Source organism: Gemmatimonas sp. (assembly GCF_044344655.1).
Lineage (GTDB): Bacteria > Gemmatimonadota > Gemmatimonadetes > Gemmatimonadales > Gemmatimonadaceae > Gemmatimonas.
The window spans coordinates 208,198-227,954 of sequence record NZ_JBIJCN010000001.1; the positions used below are offsets into that span (position 1 = coordinate 208,198).

General features: G+C 66.6%; 11 protein-coding genes. 4 read left to right on the forward strand and 7 right to left on the reverse strand.

All coding sequences use genetic code 11. The features are described from left to right. Window positions 1-2: 2 nt before the first annotated feature. Window positions 3-1,454: a M16 family metallopeptidase gene (locus tag ACIQ51_RS01040; protein ID WP_396203135.1), complete on the reverse strand. Its 1,452-nt coding sequence runs from the start codon at window positions 1,452-1,454 to the stop codon at window positions 3-5. Window positions 1,455-1,629: 175 nt separating this feature from the next. On the opposite strand from ACIQ51_RS01040, the gene murB reads away from it, so the two are divergent. The 3 genes from murB to ACIQ51_RS01055 all read left to right on the forward strand — a co-directional run bounded on the left by murB (window position 1,630) and on the right by ACIQ51_RS01055 (window position 7,853). Further along, the gene (murB, locus tag ACIQ51_RS01045; protein WP_396203136.1) at window positions 1,630-2,559 is read left to right on the forward strand and encodes a UDP-N-acetylmuramate dehydrogenase; all 930 of its coding nucleotides are present in this window, start codon (window positions 1,630-1,632) and stop codon (window positions 2,557-2,559) included. Between the two features lie 153 nt (window positions 2,560-2,712). After that, a complete protein-coding gene (locus ACIQ51_RS01050; protein WP_396203137.1) occupies window positions 2,713-6,459 on the forward strand; it encodes a carboxypeptidase regulatory-like domain-containing protein in 3,747 nt (1,248 codons plus the stop codon). A 50-nt stretch (window positions 6,460-6,509) separates the two neighbouring features. Beyond that, entirely contained in the window at window positions 6,510-7,853 is a 1,344-nt protein-coding gene (locus tag ACIQ51_RS01055; RefSeq protein ID WP_396203138.1) for a hypothetical protein, read from the forward strand. 22 nt (window positions 7,854-7,875) lie between these two features. Here ACIQ51_RS01055 and ACIQ51_RS01060 read toward each other — a convergent pair whose 3' ends face one another. The 3 genes from ACIQ51_RS01060 to ACIQ51_RS01070 are packed head-to-tail and all read right to left on the reverse strand — an operon-like array spanning window position 7,876 to window position 11,994. Continuing rightward, window positions 7,876-8,322 (reverse strand): hypothetical protein, encoded by a 447-nt coding sequence (locus tag ACIQ51_RS01060; RefSeq protein WP_396203139.1) that lies wholly within the window; start codon window positions 8,320-8,322, stop codon window positions 7,876-7,878. Between the two features lie 20 nt (window positions 8,323-8,342). Next, window positions 8,343-11,006: a DUF5916 domain-containing protein gene (locus ACIQ51_RS01065; protein WP_396203140.1), complete on the reverse strand. Its 2,664-nt coding sequence runs from the start codon at window positions 11,004-11,006 to the stop codon at window positions 8,343-8,345. A gap of 40 nt (window positions 11,007-11,046) precedes the next feature. Next, window positions 11,047-11,994 carry a creatininase family protein gene (locus tag ACIQ51_RS01070; RefSeq protein WP_396203141.1) on the reverse strand — a complete coding sequence of 316 codons (948 nt, stop codon included), beginning with the start codon at window positions 11,992-11,994 and terminating at the stop codon, window positions 11,047-11,049. Between the two features lie 152 nt (window positions 11,995-12,146). Here ACIQ51_RS01070 and ACIQ51_RS01075 point away from each other — a divergent pair, with 152 nt between their 5' ends. Next, window positions 12,147-13,220, forward strand: a complete 1,074-nt coding sequence (locus ACIQ51_RS01075; protein ID WP_396203142.1) for a hypothetical protein — start codon at window positions 12,147-12,149, stop codon at window positions 13,218-13,220. Between the two features lie 114 nt (window positions 13,221-13,334). Here the strand turns inward: ACIQ51_RS01075 and ACIQ51_RS01080 are convergent, their stop codons facing one another. Genes ACIQ51_RS01080 through ACIQ51_RS01090 form a run of 3 tightly spaced genes read right to left on the reverse strand, consistent with a single transcriptional unit; the run spans window position 13,335 to window position 19,367 of the window. Next, window positions 13,335-15,389 carry an ankyrin repeat domain-containing protein gene (locus ACIQ51_RS01080; protein WP_396203143.1) on the reverse strand — a complete coding sequence of 685 codons (2,055 nt, stop codon included), beginning with the start codon at window positions 15,387-15,389 and terminating at the stop codon, window positions 13,335-13,337. A gap of 26 nt (window positions 15,390-15,415) precedes the next feature. Further along, window positions 15,416-16,816: a DUF1552 domain-containing protein gene (locus ACIQ51_RS01085; RefSeq protein ID WP_396203144.1), complete on the reverse strand. Its 1,401-nt coding sequence runs from the start codon at window positions 16,814-16,816 to the stop codon at window positions 15,416-15,418. Between the two features lie 19 nt (window positions 16,817-16,835). After that, window positions 16,836-19,367 carry a DUF1592 domain-containing protein gene (locus ACIQ51_RS01090; protein WP_396203145.1) on the reverse strand — a complete coding sequence of 844 codons (2,532 nt, stop codon included), beginning with the start codon at window positions 19,365-19,367 and terminating at the stop codon, window positions 16,836-16,838. Between the last annotated feature and the right edge of the window lie 390 nt (window positions 19,368-19,757).

The window sequence follows — 19,757 nt, forward strand, 5'->3', positions numbered from 1 at the left end:
CGTCACGGGCGGATCCCTCCCGTCTTGTAGGGGGTGAGGAGCTCCCGTTCGGTGAGTCCCATCGCGCGCCGTGTTTCGCCGGAGAGCAGCACGTTCACCACGCGCGGCTTCCCCACGATGTAGCTGCCGGTGTAGCGCAGAAGATCCGCAATGCGCTGCTGCGCCATGCGATCGGTGTAGCTCATGAAGTAGTCGAGACTCGCCACGCTCCACCAAAACCCGATGGTGTGCGCAATCTCAGACGCCTTCTCGATGCCGAACGCGCTCGATACGGCGCGTTGCGCCTTGACCGCCTCGAGTTCACGCGCCGTGATGTACGTGGGGTCGTTGAAACGGGCGATTTCGCGTTCGAGGGCGGCCATCGCCGCACGAAACTTGTCCGGCGTAGTCTGCCCACTGATCGAGATGGGGCCGACCTGATTGAGCGTGTAGTAGTTCACCCCCACGGCGAGCCACAACCCGGAGTCCACGAGGTTCTTCTGGAACGTGCTCCCCGGCGTGTTGAGCACGTCGCTGAATACGTCGGCCGCGAACGTGGCACCGGGATCCTTCCCCACACTCGGCCCCTGCCACTGCAGCAGCACCGCCACCGCGTTGATGGGTTCTTCGCTGATCTGCGAGGTGTTGCCGTTGAGCGCGGGAATGGGCGGAATGGGATCGGCCACGAACGGATCGGCCCCGCGCGGCCACGCACCGAAAACCGCCTCCGCAAGCGCGAACACCGTCTCCGGATTCACGTCGCCCGTCACGATGAGTGCGCAGTTGTTGGGCACATAATACTTGCGCTGGATCTCGCGCATCTGCGCCGGCGTGACACCGGCAATCACGTTGCGGTCCCCGATCGTGTTCTTGCGGCTGCCCTGCCCAGGGTAGAGCAATGCGTTCGCGCGCTGCTGCCAGCGGAAGCCGGGCTGCGCCTCGTTGCGGTCGTACTCGCCGAGCACCACTTCCTTCTCACGAGCCAGCTCGTCCTCGCGAAAGAGCGGGTTGATGAGCGCGCTGGCGAGGAAGCGCAGGCCACCGGGCAGCGAGTCCGCCGGGAGCGTGAGGTAGTAGTTCACGCGCTCCTCCTGCGTGGTGCCGTTGAACACCGCTCCCAGTTCCCCGGCGCGATCGTTGAACGCCTGCGCATCGGGCAGGTCCTTATTGGCCTTGAAGAACATGTGCTCGTACATGTGCGCAAGCCCGGCGAACTCCGGCGTCTGCGTAAAGGCGCCGTTGCGCACATTGATCTCGAGCGTAGCGATCGGCACACCGTGGTTTTCCACCACGATGACCTCCATGCCGTTCGCGAGCACCTTGCGGCGGAGCACCTTGTCGAGCTCCGCACGGGATTGGGCGGGGAGCGCCGTCGGGGCCACCGCGGGCAGCAGTGTGCCCAGCACGCCTGCGATGACCAGCAGCGTGAGCGGATGCAGCAGGGGGCGGAGGGGCGGGCAGTGTCGTGAACGCATCGACGTGACGGAGGACGGTCGGGACAGGGGGCGGCGTAACCGAGAGGCGCCGGAAGGATCCGGGAAGGCGCCGCATGTCGGCCACACGGTCTTCGGACGATACCACCCGTGTACCCCCGCGCGTTAGCCGAAGGCCGGGGACGACGGCGGAGTTCTGGACGCGATACATTCCGGCATGACGCTGCCTGCTCCCTTCGCGGCCCTCGCGCCGTCCCGCCTGCGCGCCAACGCCCCGCTGGCCCCCTACACGACCTTCAAGATCGGGGGACCGGCCGACTGGTTGTACGAGGCCACGAGCGCCGATGATCTCGCCGCGGCCATCGCCGCCGCACGCGCTGCCGGTCTGCCGTGGTTCGTCCTGGGCCTCGGGGCCAACATCCTGGTGGGCGACAAGGGCGTCCGCGGACTGGTCATCCGCAATCTCGCCAGCGCGCATACCCTGAGCGATGACGGCCTGCTCTGGAGCGAAAGCGGCGCGGTGGTGCAGGATCTGGTGCTCGAGACGGCCCGCGCCGGCTGGTCGGGCCTCGAGCATTACATCGGGATCCCCAGCACGGTCGGCGGGGCACTCTGGCAGAACCTGCATTTCCTGTCGCCGGCGCCCGAACGCGAACGGACGATGTTCATCAGCGAGGTGTTCTCCGACTGCGAGATCCTGACCGAGGACGGGGAGCGCCGCGTGGTGGATGCCGAGTACATCCAGTTCGGCTACGATGACACGGTGTTCCACCACCGCCGGGACATCGTGCTCAGCGCCCGCTTCCAGCTCTCGGCGGACGACCCGGCCCGCCTGCATCGGGTGCTGCAGGAGAATCTGTCGTGGCGCGGGTCGCGCCACCCGTGGCTGCAGGTGCACCCAAGCGCAGGGTCGATCTTCAAGAAGATCGAGGGGATCGGTGCCGGCCGCCTCATCGACCAGTGCGGGCTCAAGGGCTTCCGCGTGGGCGACGCCCAGATCTCCCACATCCACGCGAACATCCTGGTCAACCTCGGCCACGCCACTGCGGCCGACGTGCGGACGCTGATCGCGCAGGCACAGCACGCGGTGAAGGACCGGTTTGGACACGAACTGTCGGTCGAAATCGGGTTTGTGGGCGAGTTCTGAGACAGGGGAGCATGGCGTAGCGCCCCACTGACGGTCCCCCCACTCGGCCGACGACGCCGGACTACGGCAACCACTGCCCCCGCCGTCGTGTCGAAACGCTGGCGACCCTGCGCACGTACCGTGGGTGTCTCCTTTCCCCCGACACCCCTCGACGTGCTTCGTCGCTTTTCTCTTGTTGCCTTCCTGCTGACACTGCTCGCAACCACCGCCTCCCCGGTGGTCGCCCAGCAGGTCGACGTGATCCGCGGCCGTATCACTGGCCAGGACAACGAACCCCTCGACAACGTGGCCGTCGTCGTCACCTCGCTCTCGGGCAATGTGAACCGCACGGCGCGCACCGATCGCACCGGCCGATTCACCGTCACGTTCCCGAATGGCGACGGCGACTACATGGTCACCATCGCCGCGGTGGGCTACGCGCAGAAGCGCTTCGAGGTCAAGCGCGCCGCCGACGAAGACGTGCTCCTCGCCGACGCGAAGCTCTCCAAGGTGGGCACGGTGCTCGACGCGATGAAGGTGACCGCTGAGCGCCAGCGCGTCTCGCGGGGCGAAGTGTCGCAGGATATCGGCGGCACCGAGCGCACGATCAGCAATCTCTCGGCGTTGCCCCCCGATCAGCTCACCGATCTCGCGTCGCTCGCCGCCACGCTGCCCGGTGTGCAACTGGTGCCGGGCCAGGACGGCGGCGCCAACGGCTTCTCGGTCATGGGGATGGGAGCCGACGCCAACAATCAGACGCTCAACGGCATGATGTTCGGCGGGGCCGGACTACCGCGTGACGCCGGCGTACTGAGCTCACTGGTCACATCGCCGTACGACGTGTCACGCGGCGGCTTCAGTGGCGGACAGTTTCAGCTGCGCACGCGCTCGGGCACCAATTTCAGCAACCGTGGACTGAGCTTCGTTGGCGACGCCCCGCAGCTGCAATGGACCGACGCCGCAGCGCGAGCGACCGGGCAGGAGTACACCAACGCCTCGCTCGGCGGCAGTGTGTCGGGCCCGCTGGTGATCGACAAAGCGTTCTACAGCCTGTCGTACCAGCTTGGCCGTCGGAGCAACGACCTCCAGACGCTCCTCAATACATCGCCCACCGGGCTCCAGTCCGCAGGTGTGGCACCCGATTCGGTCACGCGGCTCGTGAGCATCCTCGGCAGCAACCGCGTCCCCATCATCAGCAGTGGCGTTCCGGGAAGCCGGCTGACCGATCAGGGATCGCTCCTCGGCGCGTTCGATTTTTCTCCGCCCTCCAGCAGCAGCGGCGCGGCCTACAACGTGACCCTCAACGGGTCGTGGAACACGCAGAACCCGGCGTTCACGCCCCTCACCACCGCCTTTGCCAATACCGGCGCCGAGCGGACCGGCTGGAACGGTGGGGTACAGGGACGACACAGCGGATATCTCACCGTGCGTGGCGTGGGAGTGCTCACCGAAACGCAGCTGGGCGCGAGTGCATCAGACAATCAGGGCACGCCGTACCTCGACCTGCCGGCTGGTCGCGTGCGCGTGAACTCCACCTTTGCCGACGGCACCAGCGGCGTACAGCTGCTGTCGTTCGGCGGCAATCAGTTCCTGAACACCACACAGCGTACCACCAGCCTCATGGCCACGAACACCCTGTCGTGGTTCAGCAGCAACAACAAGCATCGGCTCAAGCTCGGCACCGAGCTGCGCCGCGAGGCATCGGCGCAGGATCAGACGACGAATCGACTTGGCACCTTCACGTACAACTCCCTCGCTGATCTGCAGGCCGGGCGTCCGTTGTCGTTCACACGGACCCTGTCGCCACGCGAGCGCAACGCCGGCATGCTGATCGGCGCGGTCTCGCTCGGTGATTCGTACCGCAAATCGCAGACCTTGCAGTTCCAGTATGGCCTACGCGTGGACATGAACCAGTTCCTCGACGCGCCGCTCTACAACGCCGACCTCGAGCAGCGTCTGGGGATGAAGAACGACCGCGTGCCCAACGGCGTCTTCGTGAGCCCACGCATCGGCTTTTCGTGGCAGTACGGCACGGGCCCACAGATTGGTGCCTTCGAAGGCGCATTCCGGGGGCCGCGCGCCGTCGTGCGCGGTGGCGTGGGGGTCTTTCAGAACAGCCCCCAGCCCACGCTGATTGGCGGGGCGATCGACAACACGGGGCTGCCGAGTGCCATTCAGCAGCTCGCCTGCGTGGGGGCGGCCGCACCCAATCCTGACTGGAACGCCTACACGACGCTCGCCAACATCCCCTCGCGGTGCGCCGACGGCAGCACGGGCACGGTGTTCAGCAATGCCGTCCCCAACGTGACGGCGTTTGGCGCTGGCTTTGCGCCCTCACGCAGCATTCGCTCCAATCTCAGCTGGAGCGGGCCGGTGCTGTGGAACCAGCTCAACGCGAGCTTCGACGCGACCTACTCGCTCAACACGCAACAACAAAGCTTCGTTGATCGCAATTTTGCCGGCGTGCAGCGCTTCGTGCTCGACCATGAGGGAAACCGCCCCGTGTACGTGCTGCCCACGAGCATCGTGCCGCTCACCGGCGGTATCGCGGCGGGCGACGGGCGCGTGGTGCCGCAGTATCAGCGCGTGACCGAGCAATTGAGTGACCTGCGTTCGCGGAGCGGGCAGTTCAGCGTGCGTCTCTCGCCGATGAACGTCAGCACCAACGTTGGCTGGAGTGCCAGCTACACCTACGGCAATGTGCGCGAGCAGTTCCGTGGCTTCCAAAGCACGGCGGGCAACCCGTTCGAAATTGACTGGTCGCGCTCCGGCTTCGACTCGCGCCACCAGATCACGTATACGCTCAACTGGAACGCATTCGACGTGGTGCGTATCGGCTGGTTCGGGCAGTTCCGCGCCGGTTCACCGTTCACGCCGTCGATCGGCGGCGACGTGAATGGCGATGGCTTTGCAAATGATCGCGCGTTCGTCTTCAACCCGGCCACCACCGCCGACGCGGCGGTGGCGCGCAGCATGCAGGCCTTGCTGCAGCATGGATCGCGGGTCGCGCGCGCGTGCCTGTCCGATCAGGTGGGCCTGGTCGCTGCCCGCAACAGCTGCCAAGGCCCGTGGGTGAGCACGGCCAATCTCAGCATCGGCTTCAACCCGCTCAAGCTGCGGCTGCCGCAGCGCATGAATCTGTCCCTCAACGTGTCCAATCCGATCGGCGCCGCCGACCTCGTGCTGCACGGTGAGAACAACCTGCGTGGCTGGGGGCAGCAGCCCTTCCTCGACCAGCAGCTGCTGTACGTGCGCGGGTTCGATCCGGTCACGAAGCGCTTCAAGTACGAGGTCAACGAGCGCTTCGGCGCCACGAACCCGCAGTTCCAGCAGTTCCGAGCACCGGTCACGATCACGGCGTCGGTGCGCTACGACATCGGCGTGACGCGTGAACGGCAAACGCTTACCCAGGCGCTCGACCGCGGTCGCCGCACCGACGGCGTCAAGGCGAACGCCGCACTGATCAAGGCGCAGTTCGGCAACGGCGGCGTCCCCAACCCGATCGCCACCATCCTGCGTGACCAGGACACGCTCAAGCTGAGCGCCGATCAGGCCGATGCGATCGCGACGATGAACCGTCGCTATCTCGTGCGCCTCGACTCGATCTGGTCGCCGATCGCCACGCAGTTCGCCATGCTCCCCGACGGTTACGACAAGGATCGCATTTACGTCCAGTACGTGCGCGCCCGCGAAGCCAGTATCGACATCCTGCGTGGCTACGCGCCGCAGGTAAAGAAGATTCTGACCGACGCGCAGCGCCGGAAGCTCCCGCAGTTCATTGCCCTCGCCCTCGACGACCGCTACCTCAAGACCATCCGCTCCGGTACCGCCGGCGGCGGTGGTACCATGATGCTGGGTGGCGGCATGATGATGGCGGGAGGCATGGGCGGGGGGATGCAGACCATCATCATGCGCCAGTGACGTACCGGCTCCCCGCCCCCGCTCCCCATCGCGTACCCTTCCTTACCGATATGACCCTCTCTACCAGACTCCTGACCGGCGCCCTCGCGCTCTCCGCGACGACCCTCTCGGCGCAGGCTCCCACGTCGACCAGCCGCCCGCCCATCCGTCCCCTCGGGGCGGTGCAGGCGACCAGCACCGAGCCGCTGGGCAGCGTCTCCAACATCCGGGCGCTGCCCGGCGGGAAGCTGCTCGTCAACGACATCACGAGCCGTCGCGTGCTACTCCTGGACAGCACCTTCAAGATCGTGAAGGTCGTGGCCGACACCACGCCCGGGAATCCGAATGCCTACGGTCAGGGGTTCGCGAGCCTCATCGCGTTCCGCGGCGACTCCACGCTGTTCGTCGACGCACAGTCGCTGTCGATGCTGGTGATCGATGCCAACGGTGAGGTCACGCGCGTCATGAGCGTGCCGCGTGCCCAGGATGCCATGATGCTCGCGGCCGGCGGCGTGGGCGCGGGGGCGTTCTACAGCAACGGCCACCTGGTGTATCGCGGCATGCCCGGCATGCGCATGCAGGTGGTGAACGGCGCACCACAGATGCCCAGTATGCCGGACACGATGGCCATCACCCGGGTCAACCTGCAGACCCGCGTGGTCGATACCCTCGGGTTCGTGAAGATCCCGAAGACCAACACCAACATGCAGCGCACCGACGATGGCAAGATGAACATCTCCATCGAGGTGAACCCGCTCCCCATGGTCGACGAATGGGCCGTGCTTCCGAACGGCGATGTGGCCTTCGTGCGCGGTCGCGACTATCACGTGGACTGGGTGAGCCCGGACGGTTCCCGTCGGTCATCGCCCAAGATGGCCTTCGACTGGAAGCGCCTCTCCGATGAGGACAAGACGAAGCTTGTGGACTCGGTGAAGACGATCCTCGATAAGCAGGCCGCGGCCAATCCCAATCAGGGACAGGCCATGGCCTCGGCGTTCGGCGCCGCCATGGGCGGTGGCGCAGGGGCCGGTCGACCGCAGATGGTGATGCGATTCGAGACCCGTGGGCCTGAGGGAGGGGCCGCGCCGATGCGGGCACCGCAGATCTCCGCTCCCAAGATCAACGTGGTGTCGGCCAGCGAACTCCCGGACTACCAGCCGCCCTTCTTCGCCACGAGCACGCGTGCCGATGCCGATGGCAACCTGTGGGTCCTCACCATTCCCACCAAGCCGCAGCCGGCGGGCTCGGTGTACGACGTGATCAACAGCAAGGGTGAGGTCACCGAGCGCGTACTGGTCCCCGAAGGCCGCCAAATCCTCGGCTTCGGGCCGGGTGGGGTCGTGTATCTCGCGGAGCGCGCCGCGCCCGGTGCCGCGACACCGTTCACCAAGATCGAACGCGCGCGCGTGAAGTAAGCCTTCCGCGATCGCGCACCGGTTATCTGCCGATCTGCACCTGCCGCCGCGCGCTGCGGCACAGGTTTTCGCCCTGGCGACAGTAGCTCGTGGTGAGCGTACCCTCGAGGGGCAGATCGGCAAGCGGCACTGCCGCCGTGACATCGCCCACGAAGTACAGGCTGTCGCGTGTGATGGTGGTACCGGCAAACCGTACGCGCTTGCCGTTGGCCGCATCGAGCACGGGTGGCTGCAGCGCGTTGATCTGATCGCCCGGATTGGGATCCATCACCAGCCGCACACCATCGGGGCTCCGTTCCTGTTTCACACGTGGGCCGCTGTCCACCTCGACCGGCCCCACGCGTGGCAGTGACGGGAGCGCGCCGACTATGGGGCTCGGTGTGCTGTCTGCCGCGGCCCCACCGTGATCTGGTGAGGAATCGGCGCAGGCGGTGAGCGCGAGCAGGATGACGAAGGCGACGCGAGGCATGTGGGTCTGTGTTGTGCGTGTTACCGACCGATCCACCGGCTGTACTTGATCAGGAACACATGTCGGCCGGGATCGGCGAAGGCACGGCCCACTTGGTTCGCCACGCCGAAGTTGGCCGCGTCGAGCGCCTGCTCGCGTTGCTGTGACCAGACGAAGAACAGCGACGAACCCGGGGTGTATTCCCAGCGCAGCACCGCATTGCCGCGCAGTGCGCGCACGGTGAAGTCCTGTGCCGGAATGAAGAACGCGGGGGACCGGCCGCTCCCGTCAGGATCCACGCGCAAACCGCCCGCCACCGGCGTGACATTGCCCGCCTTCACGCCGTATTCAGCGAAGGCGAACGCACGTGGTGTGGTGAATTCCTTGAAGCGCGAGAACTCGCCGGCCGATGCGAACGGCTGCAGGAACAGCTGCAGCGACAGCCATGGCGAGAACGTCCAATCCACGCGCGTGTCGAGTCTGGCTTCGCGTTGACGCACGTCGGCAAACACGTAGCGACGACCGAAGGTGGCGGTGGCGAGCGGATCGACGATGGCCTGCACGTACTGCGCGGTCGTGATCCCTCCCTCGAACGACGGTCCCACGCGAATGCGCGCCTGCGGCAGTGGTCGCCAGTCGAGCTGTGCCGTGGCGCGGTGCACATCGCGGCCACTCACGTCGGTGGTGCGGAGTCCCTCGGCCGTGAAGATCAGGGTCTTGCGACCGTCAGTCGAGAGCGTGAGCGAATGCAGCCGTTCGGTGGGACGAAGCGCCAGCGGCCCGCCGCGCAGCAGACGGTCATTCAGCGTTTCCGGAGAATACGACAGCCGGTAGTCCAGCTCCCAGAAATTGAGCAGTGTGACATTGGCGATGAGGCTGGTGCGTGTTTCCACCCGATCACCCGCGAAGTTGAGGGAGCCGGTCTGGAACATCGCAGCGCCCCATTCCCGCGACCAGCGATTCTGGAACGGATTGCGAAAGCGGATCGCCGTGGAAAGCGAACGCACATCCGACCGTGTCTGAAAGCCAAGGTCATTGGATTCGAAGCCGGGGCTCGTTTCCTCGTAGGTAATGCTTCCCAACACGCGCTGACCGGCCAGCTTTGCAAACGAGAGCGCGGCAAAATGCCCGGAGAGGGCCGTCCGCGTGGGGTCGTACGACAGATGGGCCGCGTCGGGGCGCTGGAAGCTGCGATAGTTGGCCATCTGCAACCGCTGCATCACGGTGTTGCTGCCCCGCACCGTACTGCCGCTCACCACGCCACTGATTGCATACGTGCGATTCTTCCACGCATGCTCCCAATCGATGCCGGCTACCGTGGCCGTCCTTGCCAGGCGCGAGGCGAGCACGGTATCACTGAGGTCGCGGCGCGTGTCGGCAAGGAATCCGCCGACCCCCGTGTTGCCGCCACGGAGCAGCCGGCGTACGCGGGACACGTGATAGTTGGCGCGCGGCTCCACCGGTTCCTGCACTTCGCGTCCGGCGCGCAGCACGTCGGCATGCTCGTGGGCGGTTACCGCGTTGAGTACACCGACCTGCCAGCCTCCGGGTGTGGTGCCCGAGAGCTTGAGCGCCCCAAGAATGGGCGTCTGGGTGGCGATGCGGGTGGCCTCGAGATCGTCCCCCGCCGGACGTCGCTGCGGCGCACGCCCGATGCGTCGGCTATAGAAGAACCGGGGCGGATCATTGTCGTTGAGCGTGCGCGTAGTGCCGAAGGAAAACCCGTCGGCATTTTCGAGGAAGAACGGTCGCCGTTCCTGGAAGAACACCTCGAACGCGGTGAGATTCACGACGGCCGGATCGGCCTCGACCTGACCGAAATCGGGGTTCATGGTGGCCGTGAGCGTCAGCGACTGCGGCAGCTTGATGCGCGCGTCACCACCAACGGCGCCGGCCAGACGTTCGCCGGGCACGAAGCGGTTCCGTGCCGCCGCCGGCTGGCTTTCCACCTGCGTGCGCAGATAGGGGATGAATTCCGTGCGCGAGGGGGCCCGCAGTGAGTCGAGCCCGGTGAGCGTACCGAATCGTGAGACGAAGCCCGGGGCATCGGCCGGCGTGGGTGCCCAGAAGGCCTCTTCGCCGTGGCGGGCAATCACGCGCGAAAAGTTGAGCCCCCACGGCCGAACGGCGCCGAGGCTGCTGGCCACGTCGTAGCGCAACTGCGAGAGCGGGATACGGAACTCCGCCGTCCACCCCGCGCTGTCGATACGGGCCGCCACGTTCCATACGGCATCCCATGTGGGGTCGTAATCGTCGAAGCTGTCGTTGGTGATGTACGAGTCACTCAGTACCCCGCGCGGATTGACCCCGAACACGAAGGCCGTACGCTTGTCCCCGTAGCTGTCGAAGCCCACGTAGAACCAATCGCTGTAGATGTCATCGGCATCACGACGGCCTAGTTGCTGCGCAATGCTGTCGGGCGCGGTGTCGAAATTGCGCACCCCCACGTACAGGGCATTGGCATCATAGGCCACGCGCACCTCGCTACGCTGCGAGGCGGGCGCCCCATTCCGTGGCTGACGCTGCACGAAGCCGGTGGACGGCACCCCACCGCGCCACACCGGCTCATCGAGCTTGCCGTCGAGCGTAATGGGAGTCGACAGCCACTGGGCGCCCAGTGAGGGCTGGGCCAGCAGCGCCGTGGGAGACAGCAGCAGCACCCACACCCGTGGGGCCAGCCATGAAACAAGACGGGGCATGATCATCCCTGAAGGATAATCATGCCCCGGATGTGATTCACGCCGCTCAGTTGCCGCGCGCGCGTGCCGGCAGAGGAAGGGTGCCCTTGTTGGCGATCGCTTTCTTGATCGCCTCGGTGGTGACCGTGGCGCGGAAGGCCACCACGTCCTTGGCGAGCGCCGTCATCTGCTTGCGGTCGGCGAGTGAGAAGCCGTCGATGCTAGCCGTGCCGGCCTTCACGCGCTCGTCGTAGCGCACGCTCTTCGGGTCGTCGGCGAACATGTTGAGCGTGATCTCGGGGTCATCATGCAGCCCGTCGGGCTTCACCTTGTGGACCCCCTTGGTTTCCATGTGCTTCGCCACGCTGGCGTAGTCGTAGTACTCCTGGATGTGCGCCACAATCGGCGCGCCCTTCCAGAGCGCGGTGAGCGAGTCGGCCACGGCGCGCTGGCCACCCTGGTTGCCACCGCTGTCGCCGATGTAGATGATCGTCTCGAAGCCGTGCGCCTTCAGGCTGGCGGTGATGTCGGTGAGGATGGCCTTGAAGGTCTCCTCGCGCATCGTGATGGTGCCAGGTGACGCCATATGGCCCGACGGTGGATCGTAGCTGCCTTCGGGGACGAACTTTACGATGGGTGCACAGAGCGCGTTACCCATCTTGCGGGCGATCGCGTCACAGTTCGCGTGCAGCACGTAGTTGTGCTTGCCGGTGACCAGCCACGGCCCGTTGGGCTCCATGCCGCCCGTGGGGATGATGACCGTCGTCTTCCCGGCCTTGATGGCATCGCGCACGTCCATCCAGGTCATTTCTTCCAGCCACACCGTGTTGGGCGCAGGCAGGGGATTCGGCGCGTCCTTGCAATTGTACGGGTTGTCACGGCAGTCACCGCCACCCATGCTGCGCGGGTCGCGCTCACGGCGCTGTTGCTGAGCGTCAGCGGTGGTCGTGGCCACGAGGGTGAGCGTGGCGGCCAACAGGGAACGGCGAAGGACAGGCAGGAAAGTCTGGGACATCCGCAAGGCTCCCGGGGTGGATGGGAAGGTCGGGGCGGGGCAGCTGCAGGCGCAGGTACAGCTGCCGGTGCGCATGCAGGACAATGCTGCCGGATTCACGCCAGCGCCAGCGGAATATTTGCGCCGGAGACGATTTGGCACGAGCATTGTGTATGACTCGTGCGCACTCCCTCCCCCCGTTTGTCGTCGCGGCGCTTGTTGCTGTCACGCTCCCCACCACGGCGAACGCGCAGGCCTCCGGTTCCTCCTCAAGTTCCTCTTCCGGGTCGTCGTCCTCCTCGACGACCTCGCAGCCTCCCGCCACGTCGGCCACCACGGTGCTCACGCCCGAGGCCATCCGCACGCTCGCGGAAACGCACGTGCTGCTATCGGCGGTGCACGACTCCGCAGATGCCCGGGCAGCGCAGGCCAAGAACAAGACGAAGGACGCACAGACGGAGCTGGCCGAGCAGAAGCGCACGGCGATCGCGCAGGCCTTGCAGTCGAAGGGGTACAAGGCAGATGACTTCCAGCGCCTCCGCTTCGTCGTGAGCACCAACGGGGAGTACCGCGCGCAGTTCGACAGCGTGGTGGCCAAGCTCACCGGCGCCCCCATTCCCGGTCGGGTGGCCGCCGCCGTGGTGCCGGGGTTCGTACCCGCCGCCCAGTTACCGTCGGGGCTCGTGGGCACGCACATCGGTCACATAGCCACCAGCTACGTGGATACCCCGGACAAGGCGGGGCTCCTGGTGGTGGCGTTCGCCGAAGCGCAGGTGGCCAGCCAGCACGCCACGCTCGCCACGCGCAATACCACCGATCTGGCGGCGATGCAGATGCATGCGGGGCATGTGCTGCACGCGCTCGATCCGGCACTCATGAAGACGGGTCCCGGGAAGGGCTTCGGGCTGCGCAAGGCGGCCGGTGGGGTGGCGCAGCACATCGAACTCGCGGCCAAGGAACCCACCGCGTCGGGGAACGTGAAGATTCACGCAACCCACATCGCCGGTGCGGCGCGGGCCACGCTCGTGCGCATGGACCAGGCGGTGTCGCTCGCCAATCAGATCCGCAGCGCCACCGAGGCGAAGGCCGCGGCAGGCCTGTTGAGTCAGCTGGTCTCGGTGTGCAACCAGCTGCTGAACGGCGCCGACACCAACGCCGATGGCCGCGTGGACTGGGGGAACGGCGAGGGTGGACTGCAGCAGGCGCAGGAGCATGTCACCTTGATGCTCGCCGGCGAAAAGAAGTAGCGTTTCACTCGCGACCGGTAACCCGAAACCCGAAACTCCCCGCGGTTCACGAGCATCTCGTGAACCGCGGGGAGTTTCGGGTTTCGGGTGGCCAGTTCCGCGTTGTTCGCCGGTTCAGCAGCCCACGCACCGGTGATTGTTCCGCGCGCCCATCTTCTCGAGCAGCTGGATCGTTTCCGGGAAGGGACGCAGGCGCTGCACCGGCCCGTTGGCCAGATCCACCGTGGTGCGGAAGTCGCGGCCCACGGCCTTGGGGTCGGCCCCCTTGCTCACGAGATACTGGATCATCTCGTTGTCGCCGCGTGAGGCGGCATGGTGCAACGGCGTGTACCCGTTGAGGTCACGCTTGTTCACATCGTGGCCCAGCTCCTCCACGAGATACTTCATCACCGGCATCCAACCGTCGGGCGCGTGACGATGCGCGTTGCCGGCGAAGCCGTTGCCATAGCCCACGCCGGCCGCGGCGTGAACGGGGTACGTACCGATGCCGGCAGGCACGGCCTTCGACGCGGAGTCGAGCCACTTGTCGGGGCGGAAGCCCGCGCCTTCGCCCTGCGTGGGCGGACGGCGACGGCCAAGCTGCGGCGGACGATACGACGGCGTTGTGTCGATCGCTCCCGCCTTCTTGAGCAGCTTCATCGCCTCGAGATCCACCGCGTACGCGGCGCGCCAGAACGGCGTGGTGCCGTCGAGCAGCTCGAGCCCACAGTTGGCATTACCACAGTTGCTGTAGCCGAAGAACCAGATGTTCTTCTTCATCCGCACGTTCACGTCGGCGCCCGCCTTGATGAGCGCGTCCATGAGTTCGTAGTGCGTGGTCTTCTGCAGCTGCACGGCCTGCGGCTGCGGATAGCGCGAGCGCGGGTGCCAGAAGGTGTTGATGGCGGCATAGAGCGGTGTGAGACCATGCATGCTCGCCAGCTTCACATCGGCGCCACGCTTCACGAGCTGCATGGCCAGGTCGAAGTGGCCGTTGATGGCGGCGTGCAGCAGCGGTGTGGTGCTGTCGCTCGCCGATATCTCGTTGATGTTGGCCCCACCGTCGATCAGCGCCATCGTCGCGGCGATGTTGCCCTGACGCACGGCGTGATGCAGCGCCGTGAGTCCGCCCATCGTCCCCACGGACGCTTCGTAGTTGGCGTTGAAGCCGTTGGTGGTATCGCGCGGCACCACCACTTCGGCGGTCTTCCCCACGTCCCTGCGCTCGTACATCGCGCGACCGGCGAGAATGGCCTCCTCGATCTGCTTCGGCGTAAGCGCATCCACGGGCGGGGCGATCAGGCCGATCTTCGGACCCTTGGCACTATCGGGCTTCGGGGCGACGGCGGCAGCCGGTGCGGCCGGCCGCGGCGCGGACGCGGCGGCGGACGCGGCGGCGGGCGCGGCGGCGGAGGCGGCTGCGGGCTTCGCGGAGTCGGCGCCAGGCACCGGCTCCACGCCGCCCATGAACTGGCGACGCAGCGCGGCCTGCTCCGCTTCCGCCTTCGAGATGGCCTTCAGCGCCGAGTCGCGCACCTTCTCCGGGAGATAGGCGAAGAGGACCTCGTTGCGCTTGCGCGCCGCGGCCTGCTGGCGCGCCAGCTCCTCGGTGAGATCAACCGTGTTGGTCCGGAGCGCCGGGTTCGCGCCGGCCTTGAGGAGCGCGGTAATCGCCCCCGCCCGATCCGCCGCCGCCGCAAACATGAGCGGCGTCTGGCCCCAGGTGGTCTCGCGCGCATTCACGTCGGCCTTCTTGGCGATCAAGGCGTTCACCGCCGACACATCACCGGCCTGCGCGGCAAGATGCAGCGCCGTGGCCCCCGTGGCCGTGAGCACCTTGGGATCGCCCCCCGCAGCCAGCAGCGCCTTCACCACCGCGCCGTTGCCCGCGCGCGCCGCGATGTGCAGCGGCGTGTACGCGCCGTTGCGCGTCACCGGCGTGACCTTCGCACCCGCCTTGAGCAGCACGGTGGCCATGGGCAGATCCCCACGCTCGGCCGCCCAGTGCAGTGCCGTCATGCCATCGCCCTGCGCCGCGTTCACGTTGGTGCGCGCCGCAATCAGCGCGCGCACGGTGGCGAGGTCGCCCTTGCTTGCGGCATCGGGGAGCGAGGCGGCGACGTAGGCGAGACCCACCGCCACCGCCGTCACCGCCGCGACGCCGCGCCCACCCAGCAATCGATCGAGCATCCCTGTCTCTCCTCGAGCGGAGTCGCTCAGGCGTTGGTGTAGAGCGCGAAGGGCGCCACGCTGTCGCCGAAGCTCGGCGCATCCACGTTGAACTTGTGCAGCAGCGAGAGGAACACGTCGGCCATGGGCGTGCCGTCGGGCGCCTTGAGGTGCGTGTTGCCCGGGATCATGCCGTTGGCGCCGCCAACCATGATGAGCGGGCAGCGACGATGGTTATGCACGTTGCCGTCGGCCATCGGCGAACCGTAGACAATGAGCGTGTTGTCGAGCAGGCTGCTGTCGCCGTCCTTGGTTTCCTTGAGACGCTCGAGGAAGTACGGCAGCATCGCCACGTGGTACCGATTGATCATGTTGAACTCCATCACCGCCGACTCGCGGCCGCCGTGGTGCGAGGCGGGATGGAAGCCCTTGTTCGTCCCGCTCTCGGGGAAGGTGCGGCTCGAGGCGTCGCGGCCCGTCTTGAACGAGAACACGCGCGTCATGTCGCTCTGGAAGGCGAGCACCTGAATGTCGAACATGAGCTTCATGTGCTCTTCGAACGAGTCAGGCACCCCCACCGGCGCCTCGGGGAGCAGACGCTCCTCGCCACTCTTGTTCTTGGCCTCGACCTTCTGGATGCGGCGCTCGAGTTCGCGCACGTTCTCGAGATACTGGTCCACGCGACGACGGTCCGTGGGACCGAGCTGGCGCTTGAGCGACCCCATTTCCCCGACGACCCAGTCGAGGATGCTGCCGTTGTCGCGGCGGCGCGCCGAGCGGTCACGGTTGTCGCTTCCGGCTCCGAAGAGGAGATCGAACGCCGCGCGCGGATTGCGGATCATGGGCAGCGGGTCGTTCGGCGACGCCCAGCTGATCGTGTCGGTGTAGGCGCACGAGTAGTTGTACGTGCAGCCACCGGCCTGATCGAGATTTTCGATGCACAGCTGCATCGACGGGATCGGCGTGTCCTGGCCGATCTTGCGCGCCACGATCTGATCGAAGCTGGTGCCCACGAACAGATCCGACCCCTGCGTCTGCTTGGGGTGCGACTGCGTGAGGAACACGGCGCTCGAACGGAAGTGATCACCCCCGATCTCAGGCGCATCGAACGCCTCGGCCATGCGACAGTCGGTGTTGCTGACGATCGTGAGATACTCGCGCCACTTCTCGAGCGGACCGAGCGCGCTGTCGGCCACGAACTCGAACTGGCGCCCCACGCCCTCCGGTGCCCAGAGGTACTTGGACGCGCCCCAGGTGTTGCTGCCAGCGGCGCCGTGCACCGACTCGATGCACACGAGTCGCGTGTGTCCGGTGGCAGCCGTGCCGTTCGCGCCGGCAAGGAAACGCCCGGCGGGCTCCATGGCGTCGAGGTAGGGGAGCGCCACGGTGGCACTCAGCCCCTTCAGGAACGACCGGCGTTCCAGCGTTTTCTGCGTCAGAAACTGCATCGGGTTGCTCCTGTTGGGATCAGTTGTGCGCGTCGTCGGCCGCCACGGCCTCGGCGCGCTTGGTCTGGAACGCCTTGCTGGTCACCACGCCCATCACGAAGGCCGACATGCGGTAGTTCTGCTTGCCCGCGTCGCGCACGATCGCACGAACGGCCGGCATGTCGTGATCTTCCACGCGACGGCCGAGGGCGTAGGCCATCAGGTTTTCGGTGAAGTTGCGCATCAACGGCAGCGGGCGCTTGAGCAGCGCCTTGGTGAGATCGGCGCTGGTGGTCAGCGGCGTGCCGTCGTACAGGTTGCCACGCGTATCGAGCAGCGCGCCGTTCTCACGGAAGCGCAGCTTACCGGTCACGTCGAAGTTGTCGAGCGCAAGCCCGATCGGATCGATGAAGTTGTGACACGACTTGCAGGTGGGATTGGCGCGGTGCATCTCCATGCGCTCGCGCGTGGTGAGCTGCCGGCCGTCCTTCGCGCCAGCGGTCTGCTCGAGGTCAGGGATGTTCGGCGGCGGCGCTGGCGGTGGCGCCCCGAGCAGCACTTCCATCACCCACTTGCCCCGCAGCACGGGGCTGGTGCGATTGCCGAGCGAGGTCTGTACAAGGACGCTGCCGTGTCCCATCACACCACGGCGCTGGTCGTCCGCATACGCCACCTTACGGAAGTGCGTGCCGGTCACCGCCGGAATGCCGTAGTGCTTGGCAAGCCGTTCGTTCACGAAGGTCGACTCGGCATCGAACGCCCGCAGCACGCTGCGATCCTTGCGCACGAGATCCTCGAAGAACAGCTCCGTTTCCTTCTGCATCGCCTGCGCGAGCTGCAGATCGAAGTCGGGGAAGAGGAACGCGTCGGGCTTCACCTTGTCGAGATCCTGCAGGCGCAGCCACTGCGCCGCGAAGCGCGTGGAGAGCGCCTCCGCGCGCGGGTCGGCCATCATGCGCTTGACTTCGGCGCCGAAGACGGCCGGTTGCGACAGGCGGCGCGTCTTCGCCAGGGTGAGCAGCCGCTCGTCGGGGATGGTGCTCCAGAGGAAGAACGACAGGCGTGTGGCCAGCTCGAGATCGTCGATCTTGTAGTCCTTCCCTTCGGCCACGCCTTCCGGCGTGCGCTCGAACCGGAAGATGAAATGCGGGCTCGCCAGCACGGCCTGCACGCCCAGCCGCACCCCGTCTTCGAAGGCGTTGTTGGCCCCGGCCTTCGCGCCCTGATCGTAGAACTTCATCAGCGCCGTGCGGTCGGTCTCGGTCAGCGGCCGGCGATATGCGCGCGTGGCGATGCGCTCGAGGATGCTCTGCGCACAGACGCGCTGCGCCGCGGCCACCTTGGGCGCGCACGTGAACACCCGGGTGCGGCTCGGCGAGTCGGAGAGCCCGAACACTTTGTTGGGCCCCGTGACCAGCACGTCCATCAGATACGCCGGCTCGGTGGTGCCCGCCGCGCCGTTGCCCTGCGATGCACGCGACCACTCGTGCGGCTTGATGAGATCTTCGTACGGGCCGTCGGCGTTCTTCACGAACGCCACCGACACGGTGCGCTGGCCGCCCTTGATGCGGATGGCGTCGGTGATGAGGTAGTCAGCACCGAGCGGCAGGTCGGCGGATTCGCTGTTGCGATTCACGCCGCGATCGTAGCGCAACAGCGCCACGCGCTCGCCGTCGATCGACACGTCCACATCTTCGGTGGGGCGTCCCACCCCGCCGCCCACGTTGACGCGAATGCGATACTCCCCATCGGCGGGGAATACGTGCTTGATCACCATGCCGCCGCGCGTGCCGTAGGGCGTGCCGTCCACGCGGTCCCACGGATGCTGCGAAGCAAAGGGCGAGGTCTTGTAGAGGACCTGCTGCACGCCGGTCTTCGTATCGCCAAGCGCCATACGGCTCACCGCCGACGCCGCATTGAGGTAGCCCTCGAGCAGCGTGGGCGAGAGGGCCTGCACGTCGGAGATGTTGTCGAAGTTGGCGCTCTTCTGATCGAGCGGCAGCCATTCGCCGGCGTTGACGTCGAGCCCAAGCAGGTCGCGGATCACGCGCTCGTACTCGGCACGATTGAGGCGCTGGAAGGTGCGCGTGCCGGGATTGATCGGCACCGCATCCATGGTCTGCTCGAGGGTTTCGACGAGGGCGAGCAGGGTGTCACCGGTCGGGCGCTTTGAACCCGGCGGCGGCATCATCTCGGCACGCAGCTTCCGAATGATCTTCTCGGTCGCGTCGCTCTCGGTGGCCTTGGCCACGCTGTAGCCGCGCAGGCTGAGATTGCCGCGGCGCATCGTGGGGTTGTGGCAGGAGCCACAATAGCGCTGCACCGTGCTGTCGAGCGCGGCGACGGCCATGCCGCGGGCGCCGTACTTCATGGGCGCGCGCGACGGACGAATGGCCTTCGACAACACCGCATGCGTGGCAGCCGCCCCACCACTCGCGGTGGCGACGACGGGAGTACGCGGCGGGGTGCCGGAGACACGATCACGAGGGACGGGATTGGATGCACCCGACCACAGCGACGAGAGCATCGTCACCGAGGCCGTGAGTCCCGACCATGCAAGCAGAACCTTCATGCCAGCTGCTCCACGAGTGTGCACATGCGCGCGCGATCGACAGAACGATCGGCACCCAGGTGCGTCGCCTACCTGCTGTTCAAGCTGCGAATGCTGTCGCTGCGGGGTGCTCGCGTCCGAGAAGGGAGGAGTTCGGACGCGCTCGGACATCGCTGCAACCGACGCCCGAAACGCGGCAGGAGCCAGACCGCTCCGCTGCCGCATCACTGAATACTACGTTCTAGGCGGGCAACCCGCTGCGGGGTCTTGGTTTGGGTCGGGGCGCTGGTCGGGGTACTGCGACCACAGTCGCGGCACTGCCACGACAGTCTGAGCACTGCAACCACGGTCGGGGTCTTCCCACGGTCGCAGTCGCTGCTTGGGGCTGCGCGGCGCTGCGCTGGCGCGTCG

Bases quoted from the DNA above. Each gene is read 5' to 3' on its own strand.
- ACIQ51_RS01040 (WP_396203135.1), bottom strand. From the start codon at position 1,454: ATGCGTTCACGACACTGCCCGCCCCTCCGCCCCCTGCTGCATCCGCTC.
- murB (WP_396203136.1), top strand. From the start codon at position 1,630: ATGACGCTGCCTGCTCCCTTCGCGGCCCTCGCGCCGTCCCGCCTGCGC.
- ACIQ51_RS01055 (WP_396203138.1), top strand. From the start codon at position 6,510: ATGACCCTCTCTACCAGACTCCTGACCGGCGCCCTCGCGCTCTCCGCG.
- ACIQ51_RS01060 (WP_396203139.1), bottom strand. From the start codon at position 8,322: ATGCCTCGCGTCGCCTTCGTCATCCTGCTCGCGCTCACCGCCTGCGCC.
- ACIQ51_RS01065 (WP_396203140.1), bottom strand. From the start codon at position 11,006: ATGATCATGCCCCGTCTTGTTTCATGGCTGGCCCCACGGGTGTGGGTG.
- ACIQ51_RS01070 (WP_396203141.1), bottom strand. From the start codon at position 11,994: ATGTCCCAGACTTTCCTGCCTGTCCTTCGCCGTTCCCTGTTGGCCGCC.
- ACIQ51_RS01075 (WP_396203142.1), top strand. From the start codon at position 12,147: ATGACTCGTGCGCACTCCCTCCCCCCGTTTGTCGTCGCGGCGCTTGTT.
- ACIQ51_RS01080 (WP_396203143.1), bottom strand. From the start codon at position 15,389: ATGCTCGATCGATTGCTGGGTGGGCGCGGCGTCGCGGCGGTGACGGCG.
- ACIQ51_RS01085 (WP_396203144.1), bottom strand. From the start codon at position 16,816: ATGCAGTTTCTGACGCAGAAAACGCTGGAACGCCGGTCGTTCCTGAAG.
- ACIQ51_RS01090 (WP_396203145.1), bottom strand. From the start codon at position 19,367: ATGAAGGTTCTGCTTGCATGGTCGGGACTCACGGCCTCGGTGACGATG.